The sequence below is a fragment of the Sinorhizobium sp. 22678 genome (assembly GCF_052044265.1).
Taxonomy (GTDB): domain Bacteria; phylum Pseudomonadota; class Alphaproteobacteria; order Rhizobiales; family Rhizobiaceae; genus Sinorhizobium; species Sinorhizobium meliloti_A.
In genome coordinates this window covers 386,308-400,408 of the sequence record NZ_JBQEMS010000002.1, presented here as the reverse complement: position 1 = coordinate 400,408, position 14,101 = coordinate 386,308, and the positions used below count along the sequence as shown (strand labels likewise).

General features: G+C 66.3%; 14 protein-coding genes and 1 pseudogene. 9 read left to right on the top strand and 6 right to left on the bottom strand.

Features of this window, described 5'->3' with window-relative positions; genetic code table 11:
• Positions 1-128: 128 nt before the first annotated feature.
• Positions 129-1,463: pseudogene (locus ACTJKL_RS05420) on the bottom strand (NAD(P)/FAD-dependent oxidoreductase); the annotation flags it as partial.
• A gap of 168 nt (positions 1,464-1,631) precedes the next feature.
• Here ACTJKL_RS05420 and ACTJKL_RS05415 point away from each other — a divergent pair.
• Positions 1,632-2,027: a winged helix-turn-helix domain-containing protein gene (locus ACTJKL_RS05415; protein ID WP_275597293.1), complete on the top strand. Its 396-nt coding sequence runs from the start codon at positions 1,632-1,634 to the stop codon at positions 2,025-2,027.
• A gap of 12 nt (positions 2,028-2,039) precedes the next feature.
• Here the strand turns inward: ACTJKL_RS05415 and modC are convergent, their stop codons facing one another.
• From modC to modA, 3 genes are read right to left on the bottom strand one after another with little or no spacing between them, the layout of a single operon-like run.
• The gene (gene modC / locus ACTJKL_RS05410; protein WP_440852376.1) at positions 2,040-3,113 is read right to left on the bottom strand and encodes a molybdenum ABC transporter ATP-binding protein; all 1,074 of its coding nucleotides are present in this window, start codon (positions 3,111-3,113) and stop codon (positions 2,040-2,042) included.
• Positions 3,110-3,802 carry a molybdate ABC transporter permease subunit gene (modB, locus tag ACTJKL_RS05405; protein WP_440852397.1) on the bottom strand — a complete coding sequence of 231 codons (693 nt, stop codon included), beginning with the start codon at positions 3,800-3,802 and terminating at the stop codon, positions 3,110-3,112. The genes modC and modB overlap by 4 nt, the downstream gene beginning before the upstream one ends.
• Before the next feature lie 60 nt (positions 3,803-3,862).
• A complete protein-coding gene (modA, locus tag ACTJKL_RS05400; protein WP_440852375.1) occupies positions 3,863-4,648 on the bottom strand; it encodes a molybdate ABC transporter substrate-binding protein in 786 nt (261 codons plus the stop codon).
• Between the two features lie 202 nt (positions 4,649-4,850).
• Here modA and ung point away from each other — a divergent pair, with 202 nt between their 5' ends.
• The 6 genes from ung (at position 4,851) to ACTJKL_RS05370 (ending at position 10,236) form a co-directional block, all read left to right on the top strand.
• Positions 4,851-5,576, top strand: coding sequence for a uracil-DNA glycosylase (gene ung, locus ACTJKL_RS05395; RefSeq protein WP_018096646.1), 726 nt, complete (start codon positions 4,851-4,853; stop codon positions 5,574-5,576).
• Between the two features lie 213 nt (positions 5,577-5,789).
• A complete protein-coding gene (gene cobF, locus ACTJKL_RS05390) occupies positions 5,790-6,560 on the top strand; it encodes a precorrin-6A synthase (deacetylating) (protein ID WP_440852374.1) in 771 nt (256 codons plus the stop codon).
• A 124-nt stretch (positions 6,561-6,684) separates the two neighbouring features.
• Positions 6,685-8,052, top strand: coding sequence for a precorrin-3B synthase (gene cobG, locus ACTJKL_RS05385; RefSeq protein ID WP_440852373.1), 1,368 nt, complete (start codon positions 6,685-6,687; stop codon positions 8,050-8,052).
• A gap of 2 nt (positions 8,053-8,054) precedes the next feature.
• Positions 8,055-8,687, top strand: coding sequence for a precorrin-8X methylmutase (locus ACTJKL_RS05380; protein WP_440852372.1), 633 nt, complete (start codon positions 8,055-8,057; stop codon positions 8,685-8,687).
• Positions 8,684-9,475 (top strand): precorrin-2 C(20)-methyltransferase, encoded by a 792-nt coding sequence (locus tag ACTJKL_RS05375; RefSeq protein WP_324762401.1) that lies wholly within the window; start codon positions 8,684-8,686, stop codon positions 9,473-9,475. The genes ACTJKL_RS05380 and ACTJKL_RS05375 overlap by 4 nt, the downstream gene beginning before the upstream one ends.
• Positions 9,472-10,236, top strand: a complete 765-nt coding sequence (locus ACTJKL_RS05370) for a precorrin-3B C(17)-methyltransferase (protein ID WP_100672853.1) — start codon at positions 9,472-9,474, stop codon at positions 10,234-10,236. Before ACTJKL_RS05375 ends, ACTJKL_RS05370 begins: the two co-directional genes overlap by 4 nt.
• Here the strand turns inward: ACTJKL_RS05370 and ACTJKL_RS05365 are convergent.
• Positions 10,200-11,000, bottom strand: coding sequence for a cobalt-precorrin-6A reductase (locus ACTJKL_RS05365; RefSeq protein ID WP_440852371.1), 801 nt, complete (start codon positions 10,998-11,000; stop codon positions 10,200-10,202). The two genes, ACTJKL_RS05370 and ACTJKL_RS05365, sit on opposite strands and share 37 nt — an antisense overlap.
• On the opposite strand from ACTJKL_RS05365, the gene cbiE reads away from it, so the two are divergent.
• Positions 10,978-12,210 (top strand): precorrin-6y C5,15-methyltransferase (decarboxylating) subunit CbiE, encoded by a 1,233-nt coding sequence (gene cbiE / locus ACTJKL_RS05360; RefSeq protein ID WP_440852370.1) that lies wholly within the window; start codon positions 10,978-10,980, stop codon positions 12,208-12,210. The two genes, ACTJKL_RS05365 and cbiE, sit on opposite strands and share 23 nt — an antisense overlap.
• A gap of 38 nt (positions 12,211-12,248) precedes the next feature.
• Entirely contained in the window at positions 12,249-13,007 is a 759-nt protein-coding gene (gene cobM / locus ACTJKL_RS05355; RefSeq protein WP_440852369.1) for a precorrin-4 C(11)-methyltransferase, read from the top strand.
• 77 nt (positions 13,008-13,084) lie between these two features.
• Here cobM and ACTJKL_RS05350 read toward each other — a convergent pair whose 3' ends face one another.
• Complete coding sequence (locus ACTJKL_RS05350; protein WP_440852368.1) at positions 13,085-14,017, bottom strand: LysR family transcriptional regulator; 933 nt, start codon at positions 14,015-14,017, stop codon at positions 13,085-13,087.
• Positions 14,018-14,101: the final 84 nt, after the last annotated feature.

The following is a 14,101-nucleotide window of genomic DNA, read 5'->3' as shown; positions in this document are numbered from 1 at the left end:
GCGCCCGGCTGCTGCGCGAAGAAAGACAGATTCGTGCCGGCACGCATGCGGCACCGAACGCCGGGCCGGTGCCGGCGCTGGCGGCGGGCAATTTTCTTTCGTGAGGCGGGCGGGCGACCCGGCCTTCGGACCGGTGGCGCGATCTCTATCGGGCTGCCGTCGGAAAAGCGCGAAAGGCGGAACTCGGAGGGATCGACGATGGGCGGATCTCCGGTGACGAGATCGGCGACGAGATGTCCGGCCCCGGGGCCGATGCCGAAGCCGTGACCGGAGAAGCCGGTGGCGATGACGAGGCCCGGCATCTCTTTCGCGTGCGAAATGACCGGGACGACGTCCGGCGTGACATCGATCAGGCCGGCCCAGATCTGAACCGGCTCGACGGTACGCAGCTTCGGAAGAGCCTTTCTTGCTTCCTCGAATGCCTTGAGTACGGATTTCGGATCGGGCCGAGGATCGAGGATGCGGTGGCGCTCGAAGGCGCCGGGCCGATCGAGGGGCACGGATGCGATTTCGAAAAGCTCGCGCCAGCTCTGGGCGCTCAAGCCTGCCTGCACGGCCTCGCCCTCGGCCCTTCTCGCCGCGCGAAAATCGCGGAAGAATGCCAAGGTGTCCGGCACGAGCGGATGCAGATTGGCACCCGCGGTGGCGATCGTGTAGCCGCCGTCGAGGCGTTTGCGATAGGCGTAAGTCGCCGTTGCGCCTGCGCCGGCCGGGCCGCCCTCGACCGGAGCGGTCCTGAGCACGGTGTTGCGCACCTTTAGCTGCGGCAGCCGAATGCCGAGGCCCTTGCAGAAGAGCCGCGACCAGGCGCCGCCCGCAAGCACCACCGTCGAGGCTTCGATGCGGCCCTTTTCGGTGACGACGGCGCTTACCCGACCCGCACTCTTCTCAACCCCCCGCACCGCACAGCCGGTGACGATATGTGCGCCGGCTCGGCGTGCTCCGGCCGCGATTGCGGGCACGGCCTTCTGCGGCTCCGCTCGACCGTCGCTCGGTGTATAGAGCGCGCCTTTGTAGCGGATCGCCGCCCCGGCCATGCGCTCCCGGGTCTCGTCGGCGGTGAGCTGGCGGCTGTCGACGCCATGGGGTTTCGCAAGCGCGAGCCAGGCATCGCGGTTGGCGACGTCCTGCTCCGTTTCGGAAATATAGAGAATGCCGCTTCGGCGAAATCCGGTCTCGCCGCCGACGCGCGCATCGAGGGTGTCCCAGATTTTCAGCGCCTCCATTGCCAGCGGAATCTCGCGCCGATCGCGGCCCATGACGCGCACCCAGCCCCAGTTGCGGCTCGATTGCTCGCCGCCGAGATCGCCCTTCTCGCACAGGACGACTTTCACGCCGCGCTCGGCGAGAAAGAGCGCCGTGCTCACTCCGATGATACCGCCGCCGATGATGACGACGTCGGCACTACCGGGCAGCGAAGCATCGGTTTCAACGGGGTCGAGAGCGGGGCCGGGCATGATCATCTCTTGGGTTTGTTCAGCTATGTCTATCGCTGCATCCAATGTCGGCTTCGATCAAGCCTGCTTGGCCGGTTTCGGGCGGCGATGCACAGTTCCCGTGCCCGAAGCTCCCGCATCGTCTTTGAGCGGTCGCGCCTTCCCGTCTCCTGCGCCAGGCTTTATGTTCGCTCCATGCACGATACCGAAGCCGACCCCCGCCCGATCCTCCGCATCGACTTGCCGCCGAACAGCCGTCTCGGGCGCGGCAAGATCATGCTTCTGGAACACATCCGCGCGACCGGCTCCATTTCCGCTGCCGGGCGGGCCATGGATATGTCTTACCGCCGTGCCTGGCTGCTGGTCGACGCCTTGAACCGCATGTTCAAGGAGCCGGCGGTGGACTCGCAGCGTGGCGGCAAGCAGGGCGGCGGCGCCGTGGTCACCGCTTTTGGCGAGATGCTGATCGAGCGCTTCCGGGCGATGGAGGCCAAGGCGCAGGCCGCGATCGCGGACGATCTCGATTGGCTCGACGCCATGCGCGACTGCAACGGTGCTCCGCAAGAGGAGCCAACCGGAAAGCCGCTCTAACCATTTGCTTCTCTAATAATCGAGGGCGACGGTCTTGATGATGGCGTGCACCTGCTTTCCCGGACCAAGCGCGAGCGCATCGCGGGAGACGGTCGTCACGCGCGCGGCGATGACGTTGCCGCCGCAATCTACGCGCATGTCGACGCTTCCTTGCCGCGGCGACGAGATGCCGACGATCGTTCCCGGAAGCACGTTCAGGGCGCTGATGCCTTCCGGGCGACGGGTCGCCAGCATGACGTCGCGCGCGGCAATGTAGAGGCGTAGGCTTTGCCCGGCCTCGGCGACGAGATGCGGCACGCGGATCAGGCAGTCTCCGGCGCGCACCACGGTCAGTTCGTGGCCTTCGTCATGACTGTCGACGATGCCCTCGATCAACGCCCCCACCTGTAGCCGGTCGGCGGCGGATGTCGGAAACGGCTCGTTCAGAACGGCCGCCGTTTTGCCGGAGGCCTTGACCCGGCCGTTTTCCATGACGACGACGCGCTCCGCCAGCCGCGCCACTTCAGCCACCGAATGACTGACATAGACGATCGGAATCCGCGTCTCGTCGCGCAGCCGCTCCAGATAGGGCAGGATTTCGGCTTTCCTGGCGTCGTCGAGCGCGGCCAGCGGCTCGTCCATCAGGAGCAGGCGGGGGGAAGCGAGCAGGGCCCGGCCGATGGCGACGCGCTGCCGCTCGCCGCCCGAGAGCGTCGAGGGCATCCGATCGAGCAGATGTCCGATGCCGAGCATTTCGGCGATCCTGCCGAATTCGGGCCCCGATCGGGCCGCGCCTGCGAACCAGCGGCCATAGGCGAGATTTCTGCGGACGCTGAAATGCGGAAAGAGGCGGGCTTCCTGGAACACATAGGCAAAGCGGCGGCGGTGGACGGGGGTGAAAAGCCGGCGCTCGCTGTCGGCGATCGTGTCGCCGTCGAGCACGACGCGGCCCTGATCGGGCCGGAGGAGGCCGGCGATGATGTTGACGAGCGAGGTCTTGCCGGAGCCGGAGCGGCCGAAAAGGGCGGTCACGCCGCCCTCCGAGCCGAAGGCGGCGTCGATCGCGAAGGAGCCGAGACGAAGGCGCGCTTCGACCTCGAGCCTCATGCCGCCACCGTCCGCCGCGCCGCGGCTGAAGCCATGGCTTCCGAAAGCATCAGGGCCGCCATCGAAATAACGACGGAGATCGCGGCAAGGCGCATCGCGCCGGCGTCGCCGCCCGGCACCTGTGTGAAGGTATAGATCGCGGCGGAAAGCGTCTGCGTCTCGCCGGGGATATTGGAAACGAAGGTGATGGTCGCGCCGAACTCGCCCATGGCCTTGGCGAAGGAGAGGACCATGCCGGCGAGAATGCCGGGAAGGATCAGGGGCAATGTGACCGTCAGGAAAATCCAGGCGGGGCTCGCGCCAAGCGTTCCCGCTGCTTCTTCGAGCTTGCGGTCGACTGCTTCGATAGAAAGCCGGATGCTGCGGACCATCAATGGGAAGCCCATCACCGCGCAGGCGAGCGCCGCTCCCGTCCAGCGAAACGAAAAGACCAGCCCGAAATTCTCCGCGAGAAATGAACCGATCGGGCCGCGCCGGCCGAAAAGGAGCAGCAGAGCGAAGCCCGTGACGACCGGCGGCAGGATCAGCGGCATATGGACGAGGCCGTTCAGGAGCGACTTGCCCCAGAAGCGGCCGCGCGCAAGTATCATCGAGACAAGGAGCGCCGGCGGCAAGCTCGCAAGCATCGCAACGGTGGCGACCCGCAGGCTCAGGCGGACGGCCGTCCACTCCGCGTCGCTCAATGCCATCCAGTCCAAGCTCGTACTCCCGTTCCTGACGCGCCGTGTCGTGCAATCATTCGGCAAGTTCTATTCCAGAACGGTGAAGCCCTCGGCCTGGAAAAGCGCCGCCGCCTTCGGCGAGCGGACGAATTCGAGGTAGGCGGCGGCATCGGCGTTCCTGCTGTCCGCGGTGATCGCGATCGGGTAGACAATTGGGGGGTGGCTGTCCTCGGGGAAGGTGCCGACCACTTTCACATTGGCGTCCGCTGCAGCGTCGGTTCGGTAGACGATGCCGTAGGGCGCCTCGCCACGTGACACGAGGAGGAGGGCGGCGCGCACGCTTTCGGCGCCGGCGACCTTTCCGGCAACGTTCGGCCACAGCCCGAGCTTTTCCAGCGCGGCCTTGCCATACTTGCCGGCGGGGACGGATTCCACGGCTCCCATGGCCAATCGTTCGTCGCCGAGAAGACCGGCAAGGTCGAGACCCGGCTCGATCTCGACAGCCCGGGCATCCGACTTGCCGGAGACGAGGACGATACGATTGCCGAGCAGGTTGGAGCGCGTGCCGGCCTTGATCAGCTTCTTGTCTGCGAGGTAATCCATCCAGGCGAGGTCGGCCGAGATGAACACATCGGCGGGCGCGCCCTGTTCGATCTGTTTCGCCAGCGCCGAACTCGCCGCATAGGAAACGGTGGCTTCCTTGCCGGTCTGTTTGAGCCATTCGCCGTTGATCGCATCGAGCGCATTCTTGAGACTCGCCGCGGCGAACACGGTGACCTTCTCCGCCGCCTGAGCCGGTGCAAAGGTCGTTCCCGCCAGAACCACGCCGAGCACCAGTGACACGCCCTTGAGCCAATCTCTTCTCGTTGTCACACCCAAGTCTCCCGGTTCGTGATATTTTCCAAGATATAGCGCTCCGGTATTTTGGTTACCGCTATATTCGTGGAAATACAATGCGGCCGTTGCGCTGTAGTCAAAATCGGTGAACCGATGGGGCGGAGACGACGCGAGCGCTTGCGATAGGCGCTCATGCGTCTAAATTCCGGAACGAGACCCAAGGAGGTGGACGATCCACATGGACGCGACGATCAGGCTGGAAGAAAGCTGGAAAGCCGTTCTGGGCGGGGAATTCCGCCACGGTTACATGGCCGAGCTCAAGCGGTTCCTGCTGGAGGAGAAGCAGCAGGGTCGGCAGATTTTTCCGAGGGGCGTCGAATATTTCCGTGCGCTCGATCTGACCCCGCTCGACAGGGTACGCGTCGTCATCCTCGGCCAGGACCCCTATCATGGCGACGGGCAGGCGCATGGGCTCTGCTTCAGCGTTCGTCCGGGCGTGCGCACGCCGCCCTCACTCGTCAACATCTACAAGGAATTGCAGGAAGACCTCGGCATTCCGCCGGCGCGCCACGGCTTCCTCGAAAGCTGGGCGCGTCAGGGCGTGCTGCTTCTGAACAGCGTGCTGACCGTCGAACGCGGCCGCGCGGCTTCGCATCAGGGCAAGGGCTGGGAGCGCTTCACCGACGCCGTAATCCGGGCGGTCAACGAGCAGGCGCAGCCTGTCGTCTTCATGCTCTGGGGCTCTTACGCACAACGCAAGGCCGCTTTTGTCGATCGTTCGCGTCATCTCGTGCTCACCGCACCGCATCCGTCACCCTTATCGGCCCATGCGGGGTTCTTCGGCTGCCGGCATTTCTCCAAGGCGAATGCGTTTTTGACGTCCAAGGGGCTGGATCCGATCGATTGGCGGTTGCCGGAAGATCCCCCTTTGGCCGTCGAGCGGCAGCTGGCGCCGAACTGCTGACGCGGCCGTAGCGCTTGCCGTCGCGAATGGGCCTTGCACCCGCCGCGGCGATCCGTCAAAGACTGGCCCGATAATGCGGGCGGGACTGGCCCGATTATGCGGGCGGGACTGGCCCGATTATGCGGGCGGGACTGGCCCGATTATGCGGGTGTGACTGACGCGATTATGCGGGTGGGATTGCCCGACTATGCGGGTGGCGCAATGGGAGACGGCATGCGACACATCCTGATCATCGGTATCGGTGCCGGCAACCCCGAGCACATGACGGTTCAGGCGATCAATGCGCTGAATCGGGCCGATGTGCTCTTCATCCCGACCAAAGGGGAGAAAAAGACGGAGTTGGCCGAGCTGCGCCGCGCGATATGCGCCCGTTACGTGACGTGGGCCGGCAGCCGCACCGTCGAATTCGCGGTGCCCGTCCGCCGCACCGAAGGCCGCAGCTACGTGGAAAGCGTGGACGAGTGGCATGCGGGCATCGCCGCCGCCTACGAGGCGCTGCTGGAGAGCGAGCTCGCGGAAGGACAGACCGGCGCCTTCCTCGTCTGGGGCGATCCGATGCTCTATGACAGCACGATCCGCATCGTGGAGCGCGTGAAGTCGGGCGGCCGGGTGGCCTTCGGCTACGACGTCATTCCGGGCATTACCAGCCTGCAGGCGCTCTGTGCCAGCCATCGCATCCCGTTGAACCTCGTCGGCAAGCCGGTGGAAATCACCACTGGCCGGCGGCTCGCCGAAAGTTTTCCGCACAAAAGCGAGACGGCCGTCGTCATGCTCGACGGCGAGCAGGCGTTCCGGAAGATCGAGGATCCGGACGCCGAGATCTATTGGGGGGCCTATCTCGGCACGCCCGACGAGATCGTCATTTCAGGGCGCCTCGCCGAGGTGAAAGAGCGGATTCTCGAAGCGCGGGCCGCGTCGCGCGAGCGGATGGGCTGGATCATGGATATTTATCTGCTGCGCAAGGGCGCCGATTTCGAAGAGTAGTCGGGCGTTGCCCCTGCTCTCGGCGGCAGATCTTTGATCTCTCTCGACGTTCGCCCTGTGATATAGGCTCGATCGATCAGGCGTGCCGGGTTGGCTCGCAGAAACCGAAGGATTACCGAGACGAATGAAAAGCTGCGCCGCTCCACGAGCCGACCGATCTGCGACCGGCGCATCGATGCGCCGCGGGAGCTGTCCTTCGCTGGCGGCGCCGATGCAGACCGGGGACGGCCTGCTCGTGCGGCTGCGACCGGCAGGCGACGGCCTCACGCCGGCCGAGATGAGGGCGATTGCCGGTGCGGCTGCGACATGCGGCAGCGGGATCATTGAGGTCACGGCACGCGGCAACCTGCAGATCCGCGGCCTGACGCCGGAAAGCGTTGCGGCGCTCGCCGAAGCGATCGGGGCGGCGGAGATAGCCATTGCCGAAGGGGTGGCGATCGAGACGCCGCCGCTTGCCGGATTCGACCCGGACGAAGTCGCCGATCCTCGCCCGCTCGCCCGCGCGCTGCGTATGGCGATCTCCGGCGCGGGTGAGGCGCTCAGGCTCGCGCCGAAACTCTCGATCGTCGTGGATGGAGGCGGCCGCTTCCACCTGGGAAGCCTGACCGCCGACCTGCGTGTCTCGGCGTTCGAGCATGAGGACGGCGTGCGATGGCTGCTTTCGCTCGGCGGGACGGCGCGCTCGGCAAAGCCCGTCGCGCTCTTGGAATCGAACGAAATTGTCCCTATCGTTCTCGAAATCCTGGGAGATCTCGCTGCACTCGGCCCCGCTACCCGCGCCCGCGACCTTGATGCCGATCTTCTTCGGCAGCGCGCGGCGGCCGGCGATGCCCTGCCGCGCGCGCGCGGTCCCGCTATTTCGCCGCCACCGGCGGGCATCCACCACTTCGGCGGCGCCGGCACCGTGCTCGGCGTCGGCCTGACCTTCGCGCAAACCGATGCGGGCAGTCTCGTCGCGTTCCTCCGACAGGCGGAGGAGCTCGGCGCAAACGAGATACGCTTGGCACCCCCGCGCGGTCTGTTCGTCCTCGGTCTCTCGGGCGAAACGTCGGCCGTCGTGCAACGCCTTGCCTGCTCGCACGGCTTTCTGGTCGCCTCCGACGATCCGCGCAATCACATAGCCGCTTGCGCGGGCCTCGCCTGCGCCTCGGCGCGCATGGACACAAAGGCGACGGCGAGGCTGTTGGTCGAATCCGCGCCGGATCTCCTCGACGGTTCGGTGACGGTGCATCTCTCCGGCTGTCCCAAGGGTTGCGCCAGACCCACGGCGTCGCCGCTGACGCTCGTCGGTGCGCCATCAGGATATGCGCTTGTCGTAAATGGCACTGCTTCCGTCGCGTCGAGTGCCTACAGGGATGAAAACGGAATAGGATCTGCGTTCGGCGCGCTGAACGCGCTCGTGCGGGAAAACAAAGACGCTGGCGAATCGGCGCTGTCCTGTCTTACACGGCTCGGGACCGCGCGCATCGCCGCCGCGTTTGAACAGGGATAGAAATGCCTGATTACGATTACATCCGCGATGGCAACGCCATCTATGAGCGTTCCTTCGCGATCATCCGCGCGGAAGCCGACCTTTCCGGATTTTCGGAAGAAGAAGCCGATCTCGCCATACGCATGGTGCATGCCTGCGGATCGGTCGAGGCGGTGCGACAATTCGTGTTCTCGCCCGGCTTCGTCTCCGCCGCGCGCGCGGCGCTGAAAGACGGCGCGCCGATCTTCTGCGACGCCGAAATGGTCGCCCATGGCGTGACGCGCGCCCGGCTGCCCGCCGGCAACGCGGTGATCTGCACGCTTCGCGATGCGCGTACCGCGGAGATCGCCACCGAGATCGGCAATACGCGTTCCGCAGCGGCGCTGAAGCTCTGGGGCGAGCGGATGGCTGGCTCCGTGGTTGCGATCGGCAATGCGCCGACAGCGCTCTTCTATCTGCTCGAAATGCTGCGCGACGGCGCGCCGAAGCCGGCGGCGATCCTCGGAATGCCCGTCGGTTTCGTCGGTGCGGCCGAATCGAAGGACGCGCTTGCCGAAAATTCCTATGGCGTTCCCTTTGCGATCGTTCGCGGCCGTCTGGGCGGCAGTGCGATGACCGCCGCCGCGCTGAATTCTCTCGCGAGGCCGGGCCTGTGAGCGGGGTGGTATCAGGCCGGCTTATCGGCGTCGGAACGGGTCCCGGCGATCCTGAACTCCTGACCGTAAAGGCCGTCCGGGCACTCGGCGAAGCGGATGTCGTCGCCTATTTCGCCAAGGCCGGACGCAACGGCAACGGCCGCGCGGTGGTGGAAGGTCTTTTGAAGCCGGACATGACCGAATTGCCGCTCTACTACCCGGTGACGACCGAGATCGACAAGGATCACGACGCCTATAAGCGCCAGATCACCGATTTCTACGACGCCTCGGCCGAGGTCGTCGCGGCGCATCTTCTCGCCGGACGGACGGTCGCGGTGCTGAGCGAGGGCGATCCGCTTTTCTACGGTTCCTACATGCACCTCCATGTGCGGCTTGCCGGCCGCTTCCCGGCCGAGGTCATTCCGGGCATCACCGCAATGTCGGGCTGCTGGTCGCTGGCGGGGCTGCCGCTGGTGCAGGGCGACGACGTGCTCTCGGTTCTCCCCGGCACGATGGGCGAGGGCGAGCTTCAGCGCCGCCTCGCCGACACGCAAGCCGCGGTCATCATGAAGGTCGGCCGCAACCTGCCGAAGATCCGCCGGGCGCTGGCGGCGGCAGGCAGGCTCGAGGCGGCCGTCTATGTGGAGCGCGGCACCATGAGGAATGCGGCGATGGTTCCGCTCGGCGAGAAGCCGGACGACGAGGCGCCCTATTTCTCGCTGGTGCTCGTTCCCGGCTGGAAGGACAGGCCCGGCGGTAAGGACAGGCCCGGCCGGAAGGAAAGGCCCGGATCGGAGGGCAGCGCATGACCGGAAAGCTCTTCATCGTCGGCACCGGCCCCGGCAATCCGGCGCAAATGACGCCCGAGGCCGAGGATGCGATTGCGGTCGCGACCGAGTTCTTCGGCTACGGCCCCTATCTCGATCGCCTGCATCTTCGGGCGGATCAACGGCGCATCGCTTCGGACAATCGCGAGGAACTGGACCGTGCCCGGGCAGCACTCGCGCGCGCCGCAGCCGGGGCAGATGTCTGCGTCGTCTCCGGCGGCGATCCCGGCATCTTCGCGATGGCGGCCGCCGTCTGCGAGGCGATCGACAAGGGGCCGCAGGAATGGCGTGAGGTGGATCTCACGATCACCCCCGGCGTCACCGCGATGCTCGCAGTCGCAGCCCGGATCGGGGCACCGCTCGGACACGATTTCTGCGCCATGTCGCTTTCCGACAACCTGAAGCCATGGGATGTCATCACCAGACGACTGAGGCTTGCCGCCGAAGCGGGGCTCGTCATCGCGCTTTACAATCCGATCAGCAAGGCGCGTCCCTGGCAACTCGGCGAGGCCTTCGAGGTTCTTCGGCAGGTGCTGCCGGCCCGCGTTCCGGTTATCTTCGGCCGCGCCGCCGGGCGGGCGGACGAGCGCATAGCGGTCATGCCGCTCGGTGAGGCCGATCCCGACCGCGCCGACATGGCGACCTGCGTGATCATCGGTTCGCCGGAGACGCGCACCATCGCCCGCGAGGGTAAGCACGACCTCGTCTACACGCCGCGGTCCTTCACCGGAGAAAGCCATTGACGGATGCGTTCGAGCGCCTCGTCGCAGTCGCCGACCGATTGAACGTCGGCAGGCTTGTGGCGCTCGACCATCACCACCTCGATCCCGAGGTGACGCGCCGCCGCTATCTTGCCGTAGGTGGCCGCACCGCCGCTGTTCTTGGCGACGATGACGTCGATCCCGTGGCGTTCGAGCAGTTCTGTTTCGTCGGTCTGCGCAAAGGGGCCGGAGGCGAGGATGGCGGTGACATCCGGCAGATCGAGCGGCGGCATCACCGGATCGACGCTGCGCACGACGTAGCTGTGCTGCGGCGCCTTCTCGAAATGGTAAGCCTCCTGCCGGCCGATTGCCAGCAAGACGCGGCGCGGCTCCTCGCCCAACGCGGACACCGCTTCCGCGACGCTTCCGACGCAGGTCCATCGATCGCCGGGCTCTGCCGCCCAGGCGGGGCGGCGGAGCGCAAGGAGCGGCGTTCCGGTCATCTTGGCCGCTGCGGCGGCGTTGAGCGGGATGCGGGCGGCGAAGGGGTGCGTCGCATCGATCAGCAGGGCGATCTTTCGTTCGCGCAGAAAGGCGGCAAGCCCATCGGCGCCGCCGAAGCCGCCGATGCGCGTCGGAAGCGGCTGCGGGCGGGGATCGGCGGTACGGCCGGCAAGCGAGATCGCCGCATCGTAATGCGGTTCGCAGACCAGGCGCTCTGCGAGCTGCCGTGCCTCGGTCGTTCCACCCAGGATCAGAATGCGAGGTCTGCCCGTGGCTGACATGTCGAACAGTGGCTCGGCCATCGTCGCTCCCTGGCTCATCGTGATCGGTATCGGAGAAGACGGTGTAGCCGGTCTCGGCGACGAGGCCAAGCGCCTGATAAAGGCAGCTCCCGTCGTCTTCGGCGGGGCCCGCCATTTGGAACTCGCCGCGCCGGTGATCGGCGGCGAACGCCATAGCTGGCAGAGCCCGTTTGAAAAATCGGTGGAGGCGATCGTCGCCCGGCGCGGCAGCCCTGTCGTTGTGCTCGCCTCCGGCGATCCGTTTCTTTACGGCGTCGGCGCCACGCTGGCGCGCCGCGTCGATGCCGCCGAAATGCGCACCATCCCCGCGCCGTCCGCCTTCAGCCTCGCCGCTTCCCGGCTAGGCTGGGCGCTGCAGGAGGTCGCGACCGTTTCGCTGCACGGCCGTCCGCTCGATCTCATACGGCCGCATCTTCAGCCCGGCGCGCGCGTTCTGGCGCTGACCTCGGACGAGAACGGGCCGAAGGCGCTTGCCGGGCTGCTTGCAGAAAGCGGATTCGGTCAGTCACGGCTTACGGTTCTCGAAGCGCTCGGCGGCGCAAGCGAGCGTGTCTCCCGGCATCTCGCTTCCGGCTTCGCGATGGAGGACCTCGACGCTCTGAACGTCTGCGCGCTTGAGGTGGTGGCTGATGCCGATGCACGCGTTCTGACGCTTGCCAGCGGCCTGGACGATCGGTTTTTCGAGCATGACGGCCAGATCACCAAGCGGGAGGTGCGGGCGCTGACGCTCTCGGCACTCGCGCCGCGCAAGGGCGAACTCCTCTGGGACATCGGCGCCGGCTCAGGCTCGATCGCGATCGAATGGATGCTTGCCGAACCGGCGATGCGCGCCGTCGCCATAGAGCCGTCGTCCGAACGGGCTGCGCGGATCGGCCGCAACGCCGCCCGCTTCGGCGTTCCGGGGCTTGTGGTCGCCGAAGGGCAGGCGCCGGAGGCGCTGCGCGGCCTTCCGCAGCCGGACGCGATCTTCATCGGCGGCGGCGGCAGCAAGCGCGGGGTAATGGAGGCGGCGATTACGGCGCTCGCGCCCGGCGGACGTCTCGTCGCCAATGCGGTGACGACGGAGATGGAAGCGGTGCTGCTCGACCGACACGCGCGGTTCGGCGGCTCGCTGATCCGAATCGATATCGCCCGGGCCTCGCCCGTCGGCGCCATGACGGGCTGGCGGCCGGCGATGCCGGTCACGCAATGGTCGTGGATCAAGGCGTGAGCCGATCTATGAGCCATGCTTTTTCGAGAGGACAGATCATGACGGTTCATTTCATCGGCGCAGGCCCGGGCGCGGCAGACCTCATCACGATCAGGGGCAGGGACCTGATCGGCAGCTGCCCCGTCTGCCTCTACGCCGGTTCGATCGTATCGCCCGAGCTCTTGCAATATTGCCCGCCGGGCGCCCGCATTATCGACACGGCGCCGATGTCGCTCGACGAGATCGAGGCGGAATATGTCCGCGCCGCCGAAGCCGGCGAGGATGTCGCCCGGCTGCATTCCGGCGATCTCTCCGTCTGGAGCGCGGTGGCAGAACAGATCCGCCGGCTGGAGAAGAATGGGATCGCCTACACGATGACCCCGGGCGTCCCCGCCTTCGCTGCCGCTGCCGCAACGCTCGGCCGCGAGCTGACGATCCCGGCGGTCGCGCAGAGTCTGGTGCTGACCCGCGTCTCTGGTCGTGCCTCGCCGATGCCGAACAGCGAGACGCTTGCCGCCTTCGGCGCCACCGGTTCGACGCTTGCGATCCATCTTGCGATTCACGCGCTCCGTCAGGTGGTCGAGGAGCTGACGCCGCTTTACGGCGCCGACTGCCCGGTCGCGATCGTGGCCAAGGCCTCGTGGCCGGACGAACGCGTCGTCCGCGGCACGCTCGGCGATATCGCAGCCAAGGTCGCGGCGGACCCGATCGAACGCACTGCGCTGATCTTCGTCGGACCGGGTCTGGAGGCATCGGATTTCCGCGAAAGTTCGCTCTACGATCCGGCCTATCAGCGCCGTTTCCGCGGGCGCGATTGAACGGGCGGGCATCGTTCAAAGTGTTACAGCGAGCTTTCCTGATAAGACACGCGGCGCCGCAGAAAAGCGCCGGCTGATCATTGCCCGTTCGGCGAATGGTCCATTCCCGGAAGCTTGCCGATCTCATTTGCGAGGAAGTCGATGAGAAGGCGGACCCGGGAGATGCCGGCGCGTTCCGGTACGACCAGCATGTTGAGCGGCACGGAAGGAAGCGAATAGTCGGGCAGCACGACCTCGATCCTTCCCGCCTCCAGAAGATCGCCGACAAGCCATCGATGCGCTGGCGCGATGCCGCGTCCGGAGACGAGCGCTTCGCGGGCGGCGAGGCCATGGTCCACTCTCAAGCGACCGCCGAAGGGAACGGCGTGGTATCTGCCATCCCGCCCCTGCAGGGCGAGGGTTTCGCTGCCTGCCACATTCGACATCCGGATGCCTTCGTGCCCGATGAGCTCCTGCGGAGTGGCCGGTCTTCCTCGCTTCGCCAGGTAGGCCGGCGCTGCCACCAGCAGCCGTCGGCTTTGGCCAAGCGCCTTCATCCGCATCGAACTGTCGGTAAGAGGCCCCAGGCGGAGCGCCACATCAATTCCCTCCCGCACGAGGTCGATCCGCTCATCGGTAAGGCTCAAATCGACGCCGATATCCGGATAGGCGTCCTGAAATTCGAAGATAAGCCGGCTTACATGCAGCACACCGAAAGCCGCCGTGCAGGAGATGCGGATCGTGCCGGCGTGGGCGCCGCGCGTAACGCGCACCTCGTCGCTGGCCTGTTCCACCAGGCGCAGGATCTCGACGCTTCGAGCATAGTAGCGGCTGCCTTCGTCGGTCATCGTGACGCGCCGGGTGGTCCTGCTCAGCAAAGGCGCGCCGACGGCCTCCTCGAGTTCGCGCAGATGCCGCGTCACGGTGGATTGGCCGATGCCGAGCTCTCGCGCCACTGCCGACAAGCTGCCCCGTTCCGAGACGCGAACGAAGGTGCGTATCCGTTCGAGGGTGACGTCTGATTTATCCATTATATGGCTCAAACATATCCATTCCAGACATATAGTGGAATATTGATGCTCCGGCTACAGTGAGGCGACCTACCATCAGGAGAA

What these genes read in the sequence shown, in the direction of transcription:
- ACTJKL_RS05415 (WP_275597293.1), top strand. Translation starts at nt 1,632, where the DNA reads ATGCACGATACCGAAGCCGACCCCCGCCCGATCCTCCGCATCGACTTG.
- modC (WP_440852376.1), bottom strand. Translation starts at nt 3,113, where the DNA reads ATGAGGCTCGAGGTCGAAGCGCGCCTTCGTCTCGGCTCCTTCGCGATC.
- modB (WP_440852397.1), bottom strand. Translation starts at nt 3,802, where the DNA reads ATGGCATTGAGCGACGCGGAGTGGACGGCCGTCCGCCTGAGCCTGCGG.
- ung (WP_018096646.1), top strand. Translation starts at nt 4,851, where the DNA reads ATGGACGCGACGATCAGGCTGGAAGAAAGCTGGAAAGCCGTTCTGGGC.
- cobF (WP_440852374.1), top strand. Translation starts at nt 5,790, where the DNA reads ATGCGACACATCCTGATCATCGGTATCGGTGCCGGCAACCCCGAGCAC.
- cobG (WP_440852373.1), top strand. Translation starts at nt 6,685, where the DNA reads ATGAAAAGCTGCGCCGCTCCACGAGCCGACCGATCTGCGACCGGCGCA.
- ACTJKL_RS05380 (WP_440852372.1), top strand. Translation starts at nt 8,055, where the DNA reads ATGCCTGATTACGATTACATCCGCGATGGCAACGCCATCTATGAGCGT.
- ACTJKL_RS05370 (WP_100672853.1), top strand. Translation starts at nt 9,472, where the DNA reads ATGACCGGAAAGCTCTTCATCGTCGGCACCGGCCCCGGCAATCCGGCG.
- cbiE (WP_440852370.1), top strand. Translation starts at nt 10,978, where the DNA reads ATGTCGAACAGTGGCTCGGCCATCGTCGCTCCCTGGCTCATCGTGATC.
- ACTJKL_RS05365 (WP_440852371.1), bottom strand. Translation starts at nt 11,000, where the DNA reads ATGGCCGAGCCACTGTTCGACATGTCAGCCACGGGCAGACCTCGCATT.
- cobM (WP_440852369.1), top strand. Translation starts at nt 12,249, where the DNA reads ATGACGGTTCATTTCATCGGCGCAGGCCCGGGCGCGGCAGACCTCATC.
- ACTJKL_RS05350 (WP_440852368.1), bottom strand. Translation starts at nt 14,017, where the DNA reads ATGGATAAATCAGACGTCACCCTCGAACGGATACGCACCTTCGTTCGC.